Annotated in this window: 14 protein-coding genes; 4 read left to right on the forward strand and 10 right to left on the reverse strand. The window is 55.1% G+C overall.

Annotated features, from left to right (window positions below; genetic code table 11):
- Positions 1–26: 26 nt before the first annotated feature.
- Positions 27–2591: an RNA helicase gene (locus tag BJP07_RS04035; protein WP_071566182.1), complete on the reverse strand. Its 2565-nt coding sequence runs from the start codon at positions 2589–2591 to the stop codon at positions 27–29.
- Between the two features lie 15 nt (positions 2592–2606).
- Positions 2607–3647 (reverse strand): PAC2 family protein, encoded by a 1041-nt coding sequence (locus tag BJP07_RS04040; RefSeq protein WP_071566183.1) that lies wholly within the window; start codon positions 3645–3647, stop codon positions 2607–2609.
- A gap of 135 nt (positions 3648–3782) precedes the next feature.
- On the opposite strand from BJP07_RS04040, the gene BJP07_RS04045 reads away from it, so the two are divergent.
- Positions 3783–4940, forward strand: a complete 1158-nt coding sequence (locus tag BJP07_RS04045; protein WP_071566184.1) for a DUF4192 domain-containing protein — start codon at positions 3783–3785, stop codon at positions 4938–4940.
- Positions 4941–4958: 18 nt separating this feature from the next.
- Here BJP07_RS04045 and BJP07_RS04050 read toward each other — a convergent pair whose 3' ends face one another.
- From BJP07_RS04050 to BJP07_RS04070, 5 genes are all read right to left on the reverse strand, one after another.
- Positions 4959–5645 (reverse strand): metal-dependent transcriptional regulator, encoded by a 687-nt coding sequence (locus tag BJP07_RS04050; protein WP_071566185.1) that lies wholly within the window; start codon positions 5643–5645, stop codon positions 4959–4961.
- Between the two features lie 135 nt (positions 5646–5780).
- Positions 5781–6776 carry a sigma-70 family RNA polymerase sigma factor gene (locus tag BJP07_RS04055; protein ID WP_071566186.1) on the reverse strand — a complete coding sequence of 332 codons (996 nt, stop codon included), beginning with the start codon at positions 6774–6776 and terminating at the stop codon, positions 5781–5783.
- A 92-nt stretch (positions 6777–6868) separates the two neighbouring features.
- Positions 6869–7303 (reverse strand): D-aminoacyl-tRNA deacylase, encoded by a 435-nt coding sequence (gene dtd / locus BJP07_RS04060; protein WP_071566187.1) that lies wholly within the window; start codon positions 7301–7303, stop codon positions 6869–6871.
- Positions 7304–7305: 2 nt separating this feature from the next.
- Positions 7306–8859 carry a methyltransferase gene (locus BJP07_RS04065; RefSeq protein WP_071566188.1) on the reverse strand — a complete coding sequence of 518 codons (1554 nt, stop codon included), beginning with the start codon at positions 8857–8859 and terminating at the stop codon, positions 7306–7308.
- A gap of 5 nt (positions 8860–8864) precedes the next feature.
- The gene (locus tag BJP07_RS04070) at positions 8865–9341 is read right to left on the reverse strand and encodes a DUF3099 domain-containing protein (protein WP_071566189.1); all 477 of its coding nucleotides are present in this window, start codon (positions 9339–9341) and stop codon (positions 8865–8867) included.
- A gap of 51 nt (positions 9342–9392) precedes the next feature.
- On the opposite strand from BJP07_RS04070, the gene BJP07_RS04075 reads away from it, so the two are divergent.
- Complete coding sequence (locus tag BJP07_RS04075) at positions 9393–9647, forward strand: DUF3039 domain-containing protein (RefSeq protein WP_071566389.1); 255 nt, start codon at positions 9393–9395, stop codon at positions 9645–9647.
- Positions 9648–9712: 65 nt separating this feature from the next.
- The gene (locus BJP07_RS04080; RefSeq protein WP_143109671.1) at positions 9713–11425 is read left to right on the forward strand and encodes a DEAD/DEAH box helicase; all 1713 of its coding nucleotides are present in this window, start codon (positions 9713–9715) and stop codon (positions 11423–11425) included.
- A 63-nt stretch (positions 11426–11488) separates the two neighbouring features.
- Here the strand turns inward: BJP07_RS04080 and BJP07_RS04085 are convergent, their stop codons facing one another.
- Entirely contained in the window at positions 11489–12916 is a 1428-nt protein-coding gene (locus BJP07_RS04085; protein WP_071566191.1) for an RNA polymerase sigma factor, read from the reverse strand.
- A 210-nt stretch (positions 12917–13126) separates the two neighbouring features.
- Positions 13127–13909: a polyphosphate--glucose phosphotransferase gene (gene ppgK / locus BJP07_RS04090; protein WP_071566390.1), complete on the reverse strand. Its 783-nt coding sequence runs from the start codon at positions 13907–13909 to the stop codon at positions 13127–13129.
- A gap of 291 nt (positions 13910–14200) precedes the next feature.
- Here ppgK and BJP07_RS04095 point away from each other — a divergent pair, with 291 nt between their 5' ends.
- Positions 14201–14494: a DUF4193 domain-containing protein gene (locus tag BJP07_RS04095; protein WP_071566192.1), complete on the forward strand. Its 294-nt coding sequence runs from the start codon at positions 14201–14203 to the stop codon at positions 14492–14494.
- A gap of 30 nt (positions 14495–14524) precedes the next feature.
- Here BJP07_RS04095 and BJP07_RS04100 read toward each other — a convergent pair whose 3' ends face one another.
- A complete protein-coding gene (locus BJP07_RS04100; RefSeq protein WP_071566193.1) occupies positions 14525–15031 on the reverse strand; it encodes a DUF3093 domain-containing protein in 507 nt (168 codons plus the stop codon).
- Between the last annotated feature and the right edge of the window lie 27 nt (positions 15032–15058).

The raw sequence follows: 15058 nt of genomic DNA on the forward strand, positions 1-15058 counted from the left end.
CTCCTGTACAACAACCGGCTGAGGGATTACATCTGGCGCACGTCTAGATCCCTCAGCCGCACTTCTCCGGCCTCATCAGAAGCATCGAGGTCGACAACACCGTGGAATTGAAAGCTGCGATCTCCGTTCGGGTCCTTGAGGGTCTGTACGACCTCCCAAAGACGCGAGCTTTCATCTTTCACTCGGAAGTACTCCGGTCCACGAGCATCCGCGTCAATGATGATGTCATCGTACTCGTCGAAGTAGTCGTCGAGAATTGAAGGCCAGTCAGGCCGCACATCCGAGTCAAGGTAGTCGAGCATCGAGTCAAGGGCTTCTTCCTTTTCGAACGCGAACAACTCGACCAGCCGAAAGAAATAATTTCGGACCATAATCTTGAATGCCCTGCGATTAGCAGTAAGAGCAGTGGGATCATCGATGCCGAACGCGAGCTCGCGTTCGAGCGCATCCTGAGAGATTGGGGCGTCATCGTCGGCTAACGTTGCCCATTCATCGATGAGCGAAGAGTCCACCTGGCGGATAAGCTCACCGAGCCACACAATGATGTCTTCGAGCTCTTCCGTCATGTAAGTCTCTGGCACGGAATGAGAAAGGGTTCTCCAAGCGTCGGTGAGGTATCGAAGCACCACGCCTTCTGAGCGGGAAAGGCCGTACGTAGCGATAAGGTCAGAGAACGTCATTGCGTGCTCTATCATGTCGCGAACTACCGACTTCGGAGAAAGCTGCCATTCCTTGGCCCACGGGTTACTCGAACAGTAGGTGTCAAAGGCGTCCTCCAACTCCTCAGCGAGCGGCTGCGGGTAGGTCACGTCTTCGATGAGTGCCATGCGCTCTGTGTAATCGACGCCTTCCGTCTTGAGGGCTGCGATTTCTTCGCCACGAGCTGCCGACTGTTGAGCCTGAAGCACCTGGCGAGGGTCATCCAAGATCGCCTCAAAAGCTGAGATAACATCCAGCGAGTACGTCGAAGACTCGGGGTCAAGTACGGTGAGAAATGCAAGCGCGAAGGGGGAGAGCGGTTGGTTGAGTGCGAAGTCCCGGTCCAGCTCTCGGGTGAGTGTATAAGGTCGGTATGCAGGAGAATCAGGGGTGCGTTCCACAATGTCAGCCTGGATCAGGCCACGGAACAGATCGACCGCAGTGAGGATATCGCGGTTCTGCTTTGCGCGTGTGTCATGATTGCTGCGGATCAAATGCTTCATGTGCTCGTAGCCGTCCCCCGGACGCGCAATCACATTGAGAAGCATCGAGTTTGAGACCTGAAACTGACTGGACAGCTCTTCTGGCTCGGCTGTTGTGAGGCGCTGGAAGGTTTTCTCCGACCAGGTCACTTCGCCATCACGAGCTGACTTTTTGTTGAGCTTTTTGAGCCGCTTTGGGTCGTCACCCGCGCGGCGCCGCAGCTTCGCATTTTCAATCTCGTGCTCGGGTGCTTCGACGACTACCGTGCCTTCCGTGTCGTATCCCGCCCGCCCAGCACGGCCGGCAATTTGGTGAAACTCTCTCGACTTGAGGATGCGTTGCCTGGTTCCATCGTATTTCGCTAGACCCGTAATCAGAACCGTCCGAATCGGTACGTTGATCCCGACGCCGAGCGTGTCTGTCCCGCAGATCACCTTCAAGAGTCCAGTTTGAGATAGCTTTTCGACGAGCCGTCGATACTTCGGCAACATTCCCGCATGGTGAATCCCTATCCCTTTCCGAAGTAGCCTCGACAATGTCTTACCGAAGGTGGTGGTGAACCTGAAATTGCCTATCTCATCCGCGATGCGATGCTTTTCCTCTGCGCTGACGAACTTCATACTGGTGAGTGCCTGAGCGCGTTCGGCAGCCTCCCGTTGCGAGAAATGGACAACATAAATCGGCGCCTTGTGATCCTCCAACAGCTCTTCAATCGTTTCGTGCACGGAGGAGAATACGTAGCTGAAATCGAGTGGCACTGGCCGTTCCGACCCGCCAACATACGTGGTTGGGCGGCCAGTGCGCTGAGTGAGATCTTTTTCGATCCAATCAGTTTCTCCAAGGGTTGCGGACATCAAAAGAAACTGTGCCTGAGGCAGCTCCAACAATGGGACCTGCCATGCCCATCCCCGGTCAGGATCTGAATAATAGTGAAACTCATCCATGACGACCTGCTGGATCTTCGCATGCTCGCCCTCGCGTAGTGCAATGTTTGCGACGATCTCGGCGGTGGCGGCGATAATAGGAGCGCCACTGTTGACGGTAGCGTCTCCAGTCATCATGCCAACATTCTCCGCGCCGAAGATTTCGCAGAGAGCGAAAAACTTTTCGCTGACGAGCGCTTTAATCGGCGCAGTATAAAAAGAGCGTTGCCCGCGTGCCAGGGCAATGAAATGCGCAGCATTTGCCACCATGGACTTTCCCGACCCTGTCGGCGTAGCTAGGATCACGTTGTCCCCGGTGAGCAGCGCGAGCGACGCCTCTTCTTGAGCCTCGTACAGGGAAATGCCTCGCCCCTGCGTCCATGCAGTGAAGGAGTCCCAGACTGCCTCTTCAAAAAGATCTGCGGGAACGTCGTCGAGGTCTGCAAGAAAAGTAGAAAGAGTCACGTCTCCTACCGTAGCCGACATTGTCGACGAAAGCCGTTACTGGTTATCCTCCTCGAACGGCTGAGCTGGGTCGATATAGTAGAAATCCTCCAGCGTTTGGCTGAGATCATTGCCGAAAGGCAGTCCGCGTTGCCCGTCGACTATTGGTCGACTTTGCTGGTCCTCAATTGCGGTCAGGTAGTTCTCGAACGCCTCGCTGATTTCTTCGCCGGAAGGAACTTGTGCTTCACCAGGCATTTTCGCGTTCGGGTTGTTCCTACGGTATTCCTCGACCTCGCGATCGTAGTGTTGTTCCAGCGCTGAAACGACTTGAGCGATCTCCTTCGATGCGGCCGTCTGCTCTGCAAGCTGGCGCTGAACACTCGTAATCTCTTGCTCAAGGGCGCGAAGTGGCAACTGAAGGTTGGCGGTGTCTTCGACTGCTTGCATCAATTGGAACGCCGCCATTGGGTATGGCGAATTTGCAATGTAGTGGGGGACATGCGCGGTAAACCCGGCGACCTTTTCTCCTCGCTTGTCCAGCTCCCGCTCAATCATGATTGACGCTGCACCGGGCACGGTAATGATCCCGTCAAATAGGTACTTGTCTTTCACGAGGCTTTCGTGATTTCCATGAGTGGAGACGACCACTGGACGTGTGTGAGGCGCGGCTACCGGTGCAGCGTATAAGCAGAGGGTCTGTCCAACGCCAAACTGGACTGCTAAATCAGCCACGCTTTTACTAAAAGTCTCCCACCGAAGGTCCGGTTCCGGACCGCTAAGCAAAAGAAATGGTGTATCTTGCGCATCTCGCACCACGCGCAGTTCGATACCGATCTCCTCGATGTCGGCTACCGAGTGGTTTGCAAGAGTCACCGCAGGCCGTCGTGAGCGGTAGTCAATGAGCTCATCGTTATTAAATGTTGCTAATGTGCGAGCCTCTAAAGCAGCATTGATATGATTCGATACCCCTTCAACTGCGTGGCCGGCGTCAGCATATCCCTGTAACGCAACGATCAACGTTGGCCCCTCAGAGGACTCACCAAGGCCAGATGGAGACGGGTACTCAAGTTCATACATGGGATTATTGGTTGGCATGACCGCTCCTAGGATAATTTGAAAAGGTTGGCTTTGTTGTTACCCACAACGTCTTATGCGAAGAAATATTCCAGTCGAAAATAACGGATCATAGCAAAGAGGGAACCGAACCCCCGTTAGCTACGTCTAACTTGTATGAAAATAAACGCAGCTAATTCATCACTTTTTGGTCCATCAGACATCATCGCCGCCCTGCCAGGGGTCCTAGGCTTTTATCCGCAAGAATCTGTTGTCGTGCTTGGGATAATGCCGGACTGTGAAGGCACAGGCGGCCTCCAGCTAGGGCCCGTAGTACGTGTCGATCTTACGCGTCTCGACGCATTCGTAGAAAACCTCAAAACCGATATATCGCAATACCTGCTGGGGGATGACGTTCTCGCATACCTTGGGGTCATCGTGAGCCGCATCCCCGATTCTGAGCTTGTGGAGGAGACAACTGAACGCCTACGAAACCTGGAGGACGAAACCGGATTCAAAATCGATCTGTGTTGGCACGTCTCAGAAGTCGCACAAGGCACACCGTACACCTTGCTATTTGGGCCTCCGGGAATCACGGACGAAGATCACTCACTCAGCGCATCCCTTATTGGCGGTTCCGTGTCTTCTGTCATCTCCTCTCCATCGATGCGGCCTTATGTCGAGCAGGGAATTCTGCCTGAGCTTGACCGGCGAGATACCTTTGAATATTTCGAACCGATTGATGCTGAATCAGTGCGTGTAGCGAAGAGAATCCAAGCACAAACCCGCCGAGATGGGTTTCGACTCCTCAAAGACTTGTGGGAAAGCGACGCGCCGGACCGGGGAAAATCGTCAGCGCTGCTGGCGAAGGAGGAGATAGAAAAAACCATCGACGCCCTGTTGGGATTGCCTGAGACCTGTTTGATCGGCCAGCGCGATATCCCATCGTCAAGTGAGACGCCAGAGCCTATGCACAACGCCTTGGAGGGGCTAGCGGTGCTCCTGACACATGCGCTCCTACGAGATACGCTGATACCTGCAATTTTCAAACACCCCAAGCGTTTAGCTGGGCCGCTATTGTTCCTAGCACGACACGCTGAAGGCACTGTAAGGGCAAACGCACTCGCGCTGTGGGCAATTGTCGCGGTGCGCTGTGAGCTAGGGTCGTGGGCGGGCGTTGCACTACAGTGCGCGTTACAAGAAATGCCAGACCACTCATTGAGTGATGTGCTCCTGCAGTTGCTTGCTATTGGCCAGTATGAAGGCCTATTACACGCGGTGCAAGAGGGAGGGGAAGCAGTGTGGATGGAGTTAGAGTTGCTCGCTGACTGTTGACGCCGAGCAACGAGGAAGCTATCCCAACTCGACGCGCACTGCGTGTGCCAAATCATCGGGGATGATGAAGCTACGCTCGTCGGCCAACAGCAACTGCAGCCCACCGTCTTCAAGCGCGGTTAATTCGGCTTTCTTCCCGACAATGTTGCCTAGGCCGGTGAGCTCAGGCACACGCTCTGCCTCCAACTGTAGGATCTCACTAATTTGGACTACGACAGCCTCCCGCTCCTGAGAAAGATCGAGATCGGTTGCACGAGTCCCCAGTTCAGGCTTTGCGGCCTTCGGCGCACCGATCTCGTCTAACGCCGGGATTGGGTTGCCAAAAGGGGAAACCTGGGGATGATCAAGTACCTCGTACACGCGTTTCTCTACGGCTTCACTCATCACGTGCTCCCAACGGCAAGCCTCATCGTGAACCTGCTCAATACCCAACTTGAGGATATCGGTGAGTAAACACTCCGCGAGGCGGTGCTTGCGCATCACGGCTGTCGCGCGGGCGCGTCCCTCGTTGGTCAGGGACAATGAGCGATCTGCTTCAACAATAATCAGTCCATCGCGTTCCATGCGGGCAACGGTTTGAGAGACAGTCGGTCCAGACTGCTCGAGACGCTCCGCGATTCGTGCGCGGAGCGGAACGATGCCCTCTTCCTCAAGTTCGTAAACTGTACGCAAATACATTTCAGTTGTGTCTACGAGATCACGCACGTGGGACTCCCTTGCTTCAGTAACTTATTGTAAAGCCTGGCGGCCGCGCTTCACGCAACCGTCAGGCGAGTGCTCATCAATGATTGCTATGGTAACCCAAAAAATTATTGGTGGCGGAACGCTTCACATTGACAGCTACATTGCGTAGTCCCTGAGACGCTCAGCACGATCGCCAACGCGAAGCTTCGCCATAACTTCACGTTCAATCTGTCGTACGCGCTCCCGAGAAAGCCCAAACTTGCGGCCGATCTGGTCCAAAGTGCGGGGGACACCGTCGGTCAACCCATAGCGCATCCGAATCACATCCTGCTCGCGCTGTTCCAGACCGTTGATGACATCCTGGATGTCATCATGGCGCAATACTGAGACCACTGCGTCTTCGGCATCTGTAGCCTCCGCGTCCTCAATGAAATCGCCCAGTGGGGCTTCCTCATCTGCTCCAACTGGCATATCAAGACTCACAGGATCCCGAGACTGGCGGAGAAGCAACTCGATCTTTTCTTCCTCAATGCCAGATTCTTCTGCGAGCTCCTCATTAGTAGGTTCCCGACCAAAGGACTGGTACATTTCGCGACGGATTCTTGAAAGCTTGTTGACCTGTTCCACAAGGTGCACGGGTAGGCGAATAGTGCGAGATTGATCCGCCATACCACGAGTGATCGCCTGGCGGATCCACCACGTTGCATACGTCGAAAACTTGAAGCCCTTTGCGTAATCAAATTTTTCCATTGCGCGGATCAGCCCAAGGTTGCCTTCTTGAATCAGATCAAGCAGCGGCATTCCGCGACCGGTGTAGCGTTTCGCAAGTGACACCACAAGACGAAGATTCGCCTCAAGGAGATGCGCTCGTGCCTTGCGCCCTTGCTTTGCAAGGATCTTATAGTCGCGCTTTTGGGCACGGGTCAGTTTGCAGTCGGGATCATCAAGAAGTTGTTGAGCGTAGAGGCCGACCTCAATTTGCTGGGCTAGTTCGACTTCTTCCTCCGCATCGAGCAGGGCAGTCTTGCCAATGCCATTAAGGTAAACGCGAACAAGGTCAGCCGATGGGTTGTCGTTCGTCTGGTTACGACGACTACCGCGGTCAACCTTTTCTTCATTGTCCGCTGTTAAGGTCTGACTCTTCGACGTCATTGAGCACTGCCTCCTTGGACGAGTGGAACAGGTAATCTTCTACATGCTTAACGATCTTGGCCACATTTTTGTTCCCGGGGGCCAAAACAATGCTAGGCCTCGACGATTACCGTGAACGGTCCATCGTTGACGCTCTGTACTTTCATATGCGCTCCGAATCTTCCCTCGGCGACGGTGATACCGCGCTCTCGCAGGTAGGCCGCCATTTTTTCAATGATGGGGGCCGCATCGTCTCCAGGAGCAGCGTCACTCCATGACGGTCTCCGTCCTTTGGCCGTCCTGCCCATGAGCGTAAATTGGCTGACCAGTAGGACAGGTGCGCCTGCGTCTATTACCGATTTCTCGCCTTCAAGGATCCGCAACTCAGCAATTTTGCGCGCTACCGTTTCCCACGCATTGCCAGAGTCTTCGCGGCCAACTCCGACGAGCGCCAAAACCGCACCCGTTGTTGGGCATTCAATCTCTCCTACAACTTCACCGTCGACGGTGACGCTCGCGCTCGTCACTCGTGAGAGTACTGCTTTCACTGTTATTCCACCTCTGCAATTTCTGATGGCAGCACAACGCCATGGCGAATAAGGTCCACGACGGCTGCAACGGTTTGGTTTTCTAACTCTTCGAGGTCCTCCGGAGCGTCAATGCCCCGAGACACAGCTAAGATTCCGATCACGTCACGCAGCGGTAAGCCTGCTGGATGGAGGCCCGCTAAAACAGTTTTAAGTGCATCATCCAGCGAATGCGAGAAGCGTGGTCCGTCCATTCGTGTGATGCGAAGCTGCTCGCGGTTGAACCCCATCCCTTCCTCAGCATCCGGGATCGCGATATCTTCAAGCGCAACAGTTGGTCGGACAAGATAGGTGCCATCCAGCACGTCGGCAGTGGTGTTTTGGCGGAGCCAAGCTTGTCGCAGGAAGTACTCTTCCACTTCTGGTCCAAGGGGGTCCGTGAATTGTTGGGTCAGGTCCTCGGCAGTGATCTCCGAAGGGAGGTCCCCGATGTGCTGCATGAAAATCCAGCCAAACCCAATAGCGCGAACACCGGCCGACTGGAAGTAATCTAACCAGCGCTGTGCGCGGGAAATGCCTTCATTGGTCCTCAGATCAACTGACTCGTCTTTGAGCCACGTTGCAACGTAGGTCTCGGGGTCGACAAGCTCGCGTTGAAGAACCCATGCGCTCACCCCTTCTGAAGGCGCCCAACTCGCAACTCTTGATTGCCAGGTCTCACCATCGATATGCGCCCATGCGCCGAGCATGCACAGCACACCATCTTTCGCGAGGTATTCGGGTGCTTGCTCCACCACGAGGCGGGTAGCTTCGTCGAGGGGCATCCCTGAGTCTCGGTAAACGTGGCCCACTTCCGGAATTCCGACCACGAACGGCGGGTTTGCAATAATCCTGTCGAACTTTTCGTGTGAGACTGGCTCAAACCAGGAGCCTTCTCGCAGCTCTACGTTCGTGATTCCGTTCATCTCGAACGTAGCGTGCGCTAATTCGATTGCTCGCTTGTGAATGTCCGTCCCGACTACGCGGTCTGCAACACTGGATTGTGCGACCGAGAGAACGCCCGATCCTGTCCCAAGATCCAGCACTGACCCAGCTGGAGTGTTGGGGATAGCGTGCATGAGTGATTTCGACGCTGCGCCTACTCCGAGTACATGGTCCTTGCCTGGCACAACTGTGGACGTAGAGGCGTCGAGATCTGAAACAACAATCCGATGCTGCTGAGAGAGTAAATGAGGGCGGATATCGTACGTAACCTGGTATTGCCGTTCGGCGATTTGGCGAAAGACACCGGTCTTGATCAGTCGTTCGGCAAGAGACGCGCCAAACAATGCTTCGAGCTTGCTCAAAGCGGTCGGTCGGCGTAACAACAACGTAGATACTGCAAGGCCCATCGTATCGTCAGCATTGCAACGACGTAGGACGGCGCCAACTTCGCCGCGATACAACGCCTGGTACGCATTTGGTCCAAGGTAGCTTCCAACCGATGAGGTCGTATAGGGAAGTGCTCGCAAACACTCGCCGAGTGCACGGGCAAGGCCAGGGTTTTGGCCGAACGCTGTACAAGAAGTCTCTGTCATATCTGTTACTCCGATTGAGATTCGTGGTCGATGACCGCTGGTGGCATATCGACCGAAGCGTCATGCGAGGATAGTTGTTGCTGCGACTGTTCCTCCAATGCAGCATAAGCGCGACTCAACGCAGGCTTATAGACGTTCTTTTCTCGTGGGTCCCGTGCCTCACCCTTCGCATTGCCCAACATCACCGCGATCCACGGCAATGGAACCGACACAATGAAAAGGATCGTTGCGATCCACCAGTTACCGAGCCACCAAGCCGATGCGATTGATAACAAGATGAACGGAACACGTAACGCCTGCAGCCAGAGGTACTGCGCCTCTCTGCTCTGAAGGTTCTGCTCCGGGCTCCGCTTCGCATCCGTGATCAAGGCACGTCGACGTCTGGAGCGAAGACCGTGAAAAAGGAAAAGCTTGCGGTCATTAATTTCGACTTCCGCATCGATTGAGGGATGCTCTCGCGCCTCGCCCTTTCTCTCGTTCATAAATACACAGGTTAGCGCCTCAGCTTAAAAACTTCGCCAAAGTGGGGCATGATGGGAGTCGTGAATACGACGACGAAGACTCTTGAGCGCACAGACCTCCGGGAAGACACATCGTCTAGTAACGACGATGGGACCCCGAAGTTTTTCCACTACGTGAAGAAGGACCAGATTTTCGACTCCGCGATTTCAGGCAAAGTCGTAGTCGCACTGTGTGGCAAGACGTTTCCCGTAAAGAAGCAGGCGAAGCCAGGATCACCAGTATGCCCTGACTGCGAACGCATCTATAAGGGGCTGCGTCGAAAGTGACAGCCTCGGGTACGTCGGCCGGGCCTCAGCTGCGAGCATGGCAGCAAGAGGCCCTCGATTCATTTATGCGCACCAAGCCCAGAGACTTTCTCGCAGTGGCAACCCCTGGTGCAGGCAAGACGACATTTGCACTGACCCTGGCCAGCAAACTCCACGCCACAAAAGCGGTCCAGCGCATCATCGTTGTTGTGCCCACAGAGCACCTAAAACACCAGTGGTCACAGTCGGCCGCGAGATTTGGACTCTCACTAGATCCGAACTTCACCAACGCATCAGCCGTAAATCCTGCCTACGACGGCATCGTCGTTACATACGCACAGATCGGGATGCACCCATTCAAGCATCACGCTGTAGCGACTGCGCGTCGAAGCCTGGTAATCCTCGACGAGATCCACCACGCAGGCGATGCAAAAAGCTGGGGAGATGGTGTATACGAGGCATACAACGACGTCGAACACCGCCTAGCGCTGACAGGCACACCATTTCGCTCCGACGATTCCCAGATCCCGTTTGTTCGATACGTCGAAGACGGCGAGGGGCACCTGATCTCACAAGCGGATTACACATACGGGTATTCCCACGCACTGGCCGACGGCGTCGTCCGCCCCGTCGTCTTCCTGGCATACTCCGGCGAAGCTCAGTGGAAAGACTCTGCGGGGGAAGAATACTCAGCCCGGCTCGGAGAGCCTCTCAACGCCGAGCAAACCGCACGTGCTTGGAAAACCGCTCTCGACCCGAAAGGGGACTGGATTAAAGCAGTCCTGCAAGCAGCGCATACTCGACTGAAAAAACTGCGCGCGAACATGCCAGACGCCGGCGGGCTTGTCATCGCAACCAACAAAACCACCGCACGCGCCTACGCGAAGATCCTCTCCACCATATCGAGCACACCCGTTACCGTCGTTCTTTCAGACGAAGCCGGAGCATCCGACCGGATCGACGAGTTTTCTGCCTCTACCGACGAATGGATGGTCGCAGTCAGAATGGTGTCCGAAGGCGTCGACGTCCCTCGGTTGGCAGTTGGCGTCTACGCAACATCAGCCTCGACGCCACTGTTCTTCGCTCAGGCAATCGGGCGATTCGTTCGCTCCCGCATGCCAGGCGAATCCGCATCAGTCTTCCTACCGTCAGTTCCAGTTCTTCTCCGCCTTGCGGAAGAAATGGAAGTGTCACGCGACCACGTCTTGGGCAAACCCCACCGAGAGTCAGGGTGGTCCGACGAATTGCTCGCTCAAGCCAACCAAGTCCAAAATGAACCAGACGACAACCCGTCCTACGAGGCCATCGGTGCCTCCGCAGAGCTCGATTCACTAATTTTCGACGGCTCCACCTACGGCACACCAACCGTGGCCGGTTCAGCTGAGGAACAAGACTTTCTCGGTCTTCCAGGTCTACTCGATGAAGAGCAAGTCAAAACGCTGCTTCGAAAACGCCAGAGCGACCAGCTCGACGCCAGAGAAGCCGAGGAAAAGGCAAGAAAAGCAGCGGAGCGCGAAGCCCGCGAGCGTGCAGAGATGCTCGGTGAGCGACCCGCTCCATCGCTCGCCACCTCTAGCAAAGTCGCGTCAGGCAGCGGTGAGGACAGCTCGGTGGCTGCGGACGAGATCCCGCAGTTGAGAAAAGAACTTAACGCGCGTGTTTCAATTGTTGCGGGAAAAACTGGGCGCCCGCATGGCGCGATTCATACAGAAGTGCGCAAAGCGTGTGGTGGGCCGCCAACCGCGCTTTGCAGTGCGGAGCAGCTCCGCGCGCGTATTGCGTATCTGCGTGATTGGTAAAGCTGAAACCCGGTAGGAGGGCGGTGCCTTCCTACCGGGTTTGTTGCTACGTCGGGTGGTCAGCTAGTCGAGGTAGTCGCGCAGTACCTGTGAACGAGATGGGTGGCGGAGTTTCGACATCGTCTTAGACTCGATCTGGCGAATACGTTCGCGTGTCACGCCGTAGACCTGGCCGATCTCATCCAGTGTGCGTGGCATACCGTCGGTCAAGCCGAACCGGAGACGCACGACACCAGCTTCACGCTCAGACAGAGTATGAAGTACGTCTTGCAACTGGTCTTGTAGCAGGGTGAACGAAACCGCGTCTACGGCAACGACTGCCTCGGAGTCTTCGATGAAATCGCCGAGCTGGCTGTCGCCTTCGTCACCGATTGTTTGATCCAACGAAATTGGCTCACGGGCGTACTGCTGGATCTCCAGTACCTTTTCCTCGGTGATGTCCATTTCCTTCGCCAGCTCGAGCGGCGTTGGCTCACGTCCCAGGTCCTGCAGCAGCTCACGCTGGATGCGACCGAGCTTGTTGATGACCTCGACCATGTGGACCGGAATACGAATCGTGCGAGCCTGGTCCGCCATTGCACGGGTGATCGCCTGGCGGATCCACCACGTTGCGTAGGTGGAGAACTTATAGCCCTTGGAGTAGTCAAACTTCTCAACTGCACGGATCAGGCCGAGGTTGCCTTCTTGGATGAGATCCAAAAACGCCATTCCGCGGCCGGTGTAACGCTTCGCCAACGAGACAACGAGACGAAGGTTAGCTTCAAGCAGGTGATTCTTCGCCTTGCGGCCATCGCGTGCGACGGCTCGGAAGTCGCGCTTCACGGCGGGAGTGAGTCGTGCTTCTTTGTCACCCTCTTCTGCAGCACGGGCCATCTCGTCCAGCCGGTGTTGTGCGTATAGTCCAGCCTCGATCCGCTTAGCGAGCGAGACTTCCTGTTCAGCATCGAGAAGTGCGACCTTGCCGATCTGCTTCAAATATGCACGCACGGAGTCTGCTGAAGCTGTGAGCTGCGCATCTTTGCGAGCTTGGCGAAGGGCAGCAGATTCCTCAATGTCCCAGACCGAAGAGCCGTCGTTCTCGTCGTTGTCCTCGTCCTCATCCTCATCGTCGAGGTGCCCGTCAAACTCTTCGTCGTCCTCTTCCGCGGTTAGCGGATCGAATTCTTGCTCCTGGTCGGAATCCTCTAAGGACTCATCCGTCTCTTCCACGGTGGAGTCGTCAGAATTGACCTCATCAGTTTCCGGAGAGGCAGCCTTCTTCGCGGCGGTTTTCCTGACTGTCTTCTTCGCTTTCTTGGCTGTTTTGGTCGCCTTCTTTGCGGTCTTGCGAGTCGTTTTCTTCGCAGTTTTTTTAGCAGTCTTTTTAGCGGTTTTCTTCGCTGCTTTTTTGGTGGCTTTTTTGGCGGTCGCTGTGCCGTCAGTTACGCCGCCAGAGGTGCTCTCTGCTGCATCGTTGACGGAGTTTTTGCCTGAAGCTTCGCTGGCTACCACGTACGCCCTTTCGCCTTGTGAACTGGTTGATGCTTATGCGGACACCGCGGCTTCCTTACAACAACGATTGAGAGGAAGCCACTCTGGTGAAAGCAGACCAGCTCCTGCCGGTCTGCTTTCCTAGCGTACGCAAACTGTGCTGAATTTTCAGAACGCCTATCCTAACAGCAATGTCAAGCTGTTTGCCGATAGGCGTCGGTTATGCGTTTTCTAAGGCGCCAGGTGCTCTGATGCTGCCATCGCGGCACCAACGATGCCTGCTCGGTTGCGGAGGGTAGCAACGACGACAGGAGTGTCGAGAGTCAAGAGGGGGATCCATTTGTCTGATTTCCTGGAAATCCCGCCACCGACGACAAAGCACTCTGGGTTGAAGAGTCGCTCATATTCGTGCAGCACTTTATTGACGCGCTTCGCCCACTTTTTGAAACTGAGGTCTTCGCGTTGCTTCACTGCCGAGGAGGCGATGTGCTCGGCCTCCTTCTTATTGACGACCAAGTGGCCGATTTCCGTATTAGGGAAGAGGTGGCCATCAACAAGAAATGCCGACCCGATGCCTGTGCCGAACGTCAGGAAGATGACCGAGCCACTTCGGGCGCGTTCGTTACCGAACGCGACTTCAGCGAGACCAGCAGCGTCAGCGTCGTTGAGAACAGTGACTTCGCGATCGGGGAGATGCTTCCCGAATAGCTCGTGGACATCGGTGTCGATCCAGGACGGGTCAATATTGGCCGCACTTTTCGCGATCTGGTGCTGGATCACTGACGGTAAAGTCACTCCGACTGGACCGTCCCATTCATGGAGACGCACGATCTCAGCCACAGTTGAAGCTACCGCATCGGGGGTCGCAGGCTGCGGTGTTGCGATCTTAATCCTGTCACCGACGAATTCACCGGTCTCGAGATCGACGATGGCGCCTTTGATGCCAGAGCCACCGACGTCAACTCCCAAGCCGTAGTGCTCCTTGGCACAGTCATTTGCACTTGTTGTAGTCATAACAATGAGCATACAAAAGGTGTGCTCATTGCGCATGCTGGCGTCGTCTCTAGATTGTGACGAATGTCTTCTCTGGAACGCTGTAGCAGAATCAGCGTTGACGGTGTAGAAGATGCATCCGTGGAATAAAGGCGCAAATACTGCACTGACCTCGCAGTATGACATATGGGGTTCAGTGCTTTATTATTCGGCTCCAAACCTATAAATAGGCTGTGGCCTGATGCGGAATAGACATATCCAAAACGGGTCGCGACTACGTTGAATTTCACTACTCCTGGAGGCACCACCACCATGGCGACCGATTACGATGCACCGCGTAAGCGCGCAGAGGATGAGCTTGAGACTGATTCCCTTGAAGGGCTGAAGGCCGCCGAAGTGGCTGGCAGCAGCATGGATGATGACGGTGAAATTGTTGAGCCGTTTGAACCACCGCTGCAGGACCTATCAGGGGAGGAACTCAACGTTGAGGTAAAGCCTCGCCAGGACAATGAATTTACTTGCACTTCTTGCTACCTCGTGCAGAAGAAGAACCGACTAGCCTACGAAACAGAGGACGGCCAAAAGATCTGCCTTGACTGCGAATAGGCGGGAACGCAGAACAGGAACGTGGGCGCCCTAGGCAGGGCGCTGCTCTGGCAAGAAGACTCCGAGAACTTTTTCAGGTTGCTTCGCTGCAATAAGCCAATATGGGGTTGGATCTTGAGGGTCATCCAAGACAAGCAGAATGTGCTCTTTTACCCAACCGTGGGAGACCAGGAACGCTGCTGGATCTAACTGACGTCCGAGGGCATTACGCTTTGCAGAAGCAGGCACGACCATAGATCTACTGACTACGTTGTTGGGTAAGTTGGCGTCGTCAACTACTAACCACCTGGTGCCGTCGCTGTCTTGCTCGACTGAGATCGTCGTTTTTGAAAGCCAGGTTAAGAACCAGAAAACCAGGCTTCCGATCACGAGAACGGGGATAACGAACCACCAAACATTTCGGTTCAGTCTGAGCTGGGCCCCGATGAGTAGGGTGAAAGCGATGCCGATGATCCACCAATACCAAGGCACCCATTGACGCTCCCGGTACAAGACCTTGGGATTGCTGGATGTCGGTGTGCTGTTGTTGCTGTCCATGCTCTCTATCAACTCGTCAAATCGATG

The organism is Corynebacterium sp. NML130628, assembly GCF_001875665.1.
Classification (GTDB): Bacteria; Actinomycetota; Actinomycetes; order Mycobacteriales; family Mycobacteriaceae; genus Corynebacterium.